Source organism: Flavobacterium sp., assembly GCF_044338735.1.
GTDB lineage: Bacteria > Bacteroidota > Bacteroidia > Flavobacteriales > Flavobacteriaceae > Flavobacterium.
Window position 1 is genome coordinate 1 of record NZ_JBIIWV010000198.1, and the last position, 3,562, is coordinate 3,562.

General features: G+C 33.4%; 3 protein-coding genes. 2 read left to right on the forward strand and 1 reads right to left on the reverse strand.

Annotated elements, in window-relative coordinates; translation table 11 throughout:
- Both ACIQZC_RS09960 and rimO read left to right on the forward strand, forming a co-directional pair.
- Positions 1 to 1,230: OmpP1/FadL family transporter (locus ACIQZC_RS09960; RefSeq protein ID WP_396139072.1), on the forward strand; the 1,230-nt coding region annotated here is incomplete at its 5' end.
- A 205-nt stretch (positions 1,231 to 1,435) separates the two neighbouring features.
- Positions 1,436 to 2,737 (forward strand): 30S ribosomal protein S12 methylthiotransferase RimO, encoded by a 1,302-nt coding sequence (gene rimO / locus ACIQZC_RS09965; protein WP_396139073.1) that lies wholly within the window; start codon positions 1,436 to 1,438, stop codon positions 2,735 to 2,737.
- Positions 2,738 to 2,792: 55 nt separating this feature from the next.
- Here the strand turns inward: rimO and ACIQZC_RS09970 are convergent.
- On the reverse strand, positions 2,793 to 3,562 hold a 770-nt coding region (locus tag ACIQZC_RS09970), incomplete at its 5' end, for an NlpC/P60 family protein (RefSeq protein ID WP_396139074.1).

Genomic DNA, 3,562 nt, shown 5'->3' on the forward strand with positions numbered 1-3,562 from the left:
CAAATTGGCGCTGTTTTGGTTTTTAATGATAAATCAGGAAAAACTGATTGGTCTAAAATTGCAGTTGCTCTAAACTATGACAACACTAATAATTTTGATACCGAAATTTTTTCAAAAGGAACCAATCTTTCCAATTCAATAGATCGATATTTTTTAGACAAAGCACAAGGTTTACCAAACGAGTTTGTTGAATTGCAACCCGGTGAATCGATAACCGATTTGTATACTTATTTAGGTGAAGAAAGTGGTTTAGGCTTTCCTGCACAACAAGCCATGTTGGGCTATCAAGCATTTCTTTTAGAATCTAATGGGCCAGGTTCTTATTATTCAAATGTTAATTATACTGGAGGAAATTTTAGACAAGAAAATTATGTTTCTGCTACAGGATATAATGGAAAATTCTCTGCAAATATTGCAACATCTTATAAAAATAGATTGTTTTTAGGAATGAATTTAAATGCCCATTTCACTGACTATGTAAAAACAACTTCGGTTTATGAAAGTAATAATAATCCACTTTTTTCTACCGGATATACTGCCAGAAATATTCAGTTTGATAACGAACTATACACATATGGAACAGGATTCTCATTAAACCTGGGTGCAATTCTAAAAGTTACGGAGGCATTTAGAGCAGGAATTGCTTATGAGTCGCCTACTTGGTACCAACTAAATGATGAATTATCGCAACGATTAATAGTAAACACAACAGACGGTATTGCTAATTTTAAAGAAGTAGTTGCTCCAAATGTAATTAATGTTTACCCTGCTTATAAAATTCAAACACCAAGTAAAATTACGTTTAGTGGTGCTTATATTTTCAATAAAAAAGGACTAATCAGTTTAGATTATGCCATGAAAGATTATAGTAATATTAAATTTAGACCAACAAGCGTAAGTTTATTCAGCGATTTAAACACACAAATGAGTCAACAATTTAAAAATGCTTATGAATTAAGAATTGGTGGCGAATATAAAATTAAGCAATGGAGTGTTCGTGGTGGTTATCGTTTTGAAGAAAGTCCGTATAAATCAACTTCAGAAATGAGTGATTTAAAAGGTTATTCAGCTGGTTTGGGATACAATTTTGGCGAAACCAAACTAGATTTTGCCTTTGCAAATGATAGTAGAAGCCAAAATGTAGCATTTCTTTCATCAGGAATGAATGATGCCGCAAGAATTAGAACTACCAATAACAATATCACAATTACTTACTCAATTTATTTTTAATCTGATAAAATCAATTTTTATACTACAACCACTTCTTCAACCGAAGTGGTTTTTTTATGCTTAAAAGATTGTATTTAGCCCCGATGGAAGCGACATCCCGCCTTAGCGGATATAGCGAACAGCGGGACCATGCCTTTAAAAAATTTGAAAACGCTGGTGCTTCAACTGATTATTTTATGTAATTTTGCCGTTCAAATTAATAGGGATGAGAACCAAATCGTTAAAGAAAAATAAAATCAATGTAATTACCCTTGGATGTTCTAAAAATACTTACGACAGTGAGGTTTTAATGGGACAATTAAAAGCCAACGGAAAAGAAGTAGTACACGAAGAAGAAGGTAATATCGTGGTAATTAACACTTGTGGTTTTATTGACAATGCAAAGGAAGAATCGGTAAATACGATTTTGGAATATGTTGACAAAAAAGAACAAGGTTTAGTTGATAAGGTATTTGTAACCGGCTGTTTATCTGAGCGTTATCGTCCAGATTTAGAGAAAGAAATTCCCGATGTGGATCAATATTTTGGCACCACAGAATTGCCGCTTTTATTGAAAGCTTTAGGCGCTGATTACAAACATGAATTGCTTGGCGAACGCTTAACTACTACCCCCAAAAACTATGCTTATTTAAAAATTGCCGAAGGTTGTGATCGACCATGTAGCTTTTGTGCGATTCCATTAATGCGAGGAAAACACGTTTCGCAATCTATTGAAAAATTAGTAAAAGAAGCTGAAGGTTTGGCTAAAAATGGGGTAAAAGAATTAATTTTAATTGCTCAAGATTTAACCTATTATGGTTTAGATTTATATAAAAAACGCAATCTTGCCGAATTATTAGAAAATCTTGTAAAAGTTGACGGAATAGAATGGATTCGTTTGCATTATGCTTTTCCTAGTGGTTTTCCAATGGACGTTTTAGATGTTATGAAACGCGAACCTAAAATTTGTAATTACATCGATATTCCGCTGCAGCACATTTCTGACGATATTTTGAAATCGATGAAACGTGGCACCACGAAGGAAAAAACAACAAAATTATTACAAGAATTTAGAGAACGAGTTCCTGGAATGGCTATTAGAACTACACTAATTGTGGGTTATCCTGGTGAGACACAAGCAGATTTTGAAATTCTACGCGATTGGGTACAAGAAATGAAGTTTGAACGATTAGGTTGTTTTACGTATTCGCATGAAGAAAACACGGGCGCTTATGTTTTAGTTGATGATGTTCCACAAGAGGTAAAACAAGCGCGTGCTGCTGAAATTATGGATTTACAATCGCAAATTTCGTGGGATTTGAATCAGGAAAAAATAGGACATACTTTTAAATGTGTTATCGACAGAAAAGAAGGTCAATATTTCATTGGAAGAACCGAATTTGATAGTCCGGATGTGGATAATGAAGTGTTAGTTGATGCTTCAAAATATTATTTAAAAACAGGCGATTTTGTAAATCTAAAAATAATAGATGCCACCGAATTTGATTTATACGCAGAGCCTATTTAATCTGTATTCAATAGCGAAAAATAAATAATTTAAAAACGAATAGCTTTTAATTTAGCTATTCTAACACTCTGTTGATTTGAATAAATCGTCTGGCATAATACGGTTCTTTTGTAGATGAAATAACCACTCCAGATTGCACCGAGGAATGAATAAATTTTATTTCATCGCCAATAATTTCAGTTATCATACCCACATGGTTAATGCTTCCTCTTCCATTGGTAGTAAAAAAGATTAAATCGCCCTTTTGAGCCTGATCTCGTTCAATTTTTACCCCTGCGCCTACTGCCATTGATCCTGAAGATCGTGGCAAAGTCATGTCGATGTTCTTAAAAGTTGCAAACATTAATCCTGAACAATCAAATCCTGCAGAAGTTGTTCCACCACCACGGTAACGAGTTCCAAGATGTTCTGATGCTTTAGCAATTAAAAAATCAACTTTAGACATATTTTCTAAAGAAATTGGAGCTACATTTGGTCTCTCAACTAGAATATTTTCGTGTTTGGCTAATTCTAAATTACCTAATTTTACTATAAGTAAATACCCTTCCGGTAAATATTCAACCACTTCTTCATTAAGTTCTTTAAGAACATTCAATTTAACATTGTATAATTTAGCAATTCTATATAAAGTTTCCCCTTTTTGAACCGTATGAATAGTGTTTCCTAATTCGTCTTCGCAAACCATAGAAGTAGTTGATACAGGAACTGAAACTTCTGGTTTACTCACTACTGGTTTTGGTGTAGTTATAGTTGCTGATGGTTTTTCAACTTTACTAGGCACTTTGCTTTTTTTCTCTGTAATCGTTTTCTTTGAAGGTATAATAT

Coding starts and splice junctions, on each gene's coding strand:
- rimO (WP_396139073.1), top strand. CDS start 1,436: ATGAGAACCAAATCGTTAAAGAAAAATAAAATCAATGTAATTACCCTT.